This window comes from Rhizobium sp. RHZ01, from assembly GCF_014851595.1.
GTDB classification, from domain to species: domain Bacteria; phylum Pseudomonadota; class Alphaproteobacteria; order Rhizobiales; family Rhizobiaceae; genus Rhizobium; species Rhizobium altiplani.
Map to the genome: position 1 here is coordinate 1 of NZ_JACUZZ010000082.1, position 1,052 is coordinate 1,052.

1 protein-coding gene is annotated in these 1,052 nt (G+C 59.4%); it reads right to left on the reverse strand.

Annotated features, from left to right (window positions below; genetic code table 11):
• Positions 1–10: 10 nt before the first annotated feature.
• Positions 11–959, reverse strand: a protein-coding gene (locus tag IB248_RS30870) for an IS630 family transposase (protein WP_192242241.1) whose coding sequence is annotated in 2 segments (ribosomal slippage) — positions 11–622 and positions 624–959 — 948 coding nt in all. Because the reading frame shifts where the segments join, the coding sequence is not laid out codon by codon here.
• Positions 960–1,052 lie beyond the last annotated feature (93 nt).

Consider the following 1,052-nt stretch of genomic DNA (forward strand, 5'->3'; position numbering starts at 1 on the left):
CTAGAGCCTTTCATGTTTTGACGGAAGCGTAGCCGGCATTTGAGAAGTAGTTGGCGCATTCCTCTGGCTTTATGGTGTCGGCGAGTAAGCCCAGATGGCGCCACGTTTCCTCGATGGTTCGCTTTTGGGCCTGGCGCATCCAGTGCTTGATCTTGGCGAAGGCTTGCTCGATCGGATTAAGGTCGGGGGAATATTTCGGCAGGAACCATAGCCTGGCGCCGACGGCCCTGATGGCATCGCGGATGGCCTTGGCTTTGTGAGAGCCGAGATTATCGAGGATGACGATGTCGCCAGGTTTGAGGGTCGGGATCAACTGCTGGCGGACATAGGCGTGGAAGCATTCGCCATTAATGGGACCGTCGAAGACGCAGGGCGCAGTGAGCTTGTCGCAGCGTAGGGCGCCGAGGAAGGTCAGGGTGCGCCAGCGGCCATGCGGGGCAAAGCCGCGCAATCTTTTGCCCCTCGGCCCCCACCCGCGTAACGGCGCCATGTTGGTGCGGATCCAGGTCTCGTCGATGAAGACGAGCCGCTTCGGATCGAAGCGGTTTTGCCAGGTTTTCCAGCGGGCTCTGCGCCGGGCAATGTCGACGCGGCCCTGCTCAAGGGCGAACAGCGTTTTTTTTAAAGCTCAAGCCCTCGCGGCGCATGAACTGCCAGATGGCATTGTGGGAGACGCTCACGCCGCGGGCGGCCAACTCATCCTTCAGCCGATGTAGCGTCAGATGTGATGTCTGCTCAATCTGCTCGACGATGAAGGCGCGGTGCGGCTCCAGCACACGTCGGCGATGGCCGCCCATCTTGCCGGGCGACACACTACCGGTGGTCCGATAACGCTGCGACCACTTCACCACGGATGAGACAGCTATGTCGAACCGCTCCGCCACCACCCGGCAGCTCTGACCGTCCATAACCGCTGCAACGACTCGCTCACGAAGATCATTCGAATAGGGTCGTGTCATGGATGCTGGCCTCCATTCCAGCATCCATGATGAATCACAAATCTGCTGATTTGGGAATCGCGCACCGATTCCGATAAGCAATGATCCGCTCTA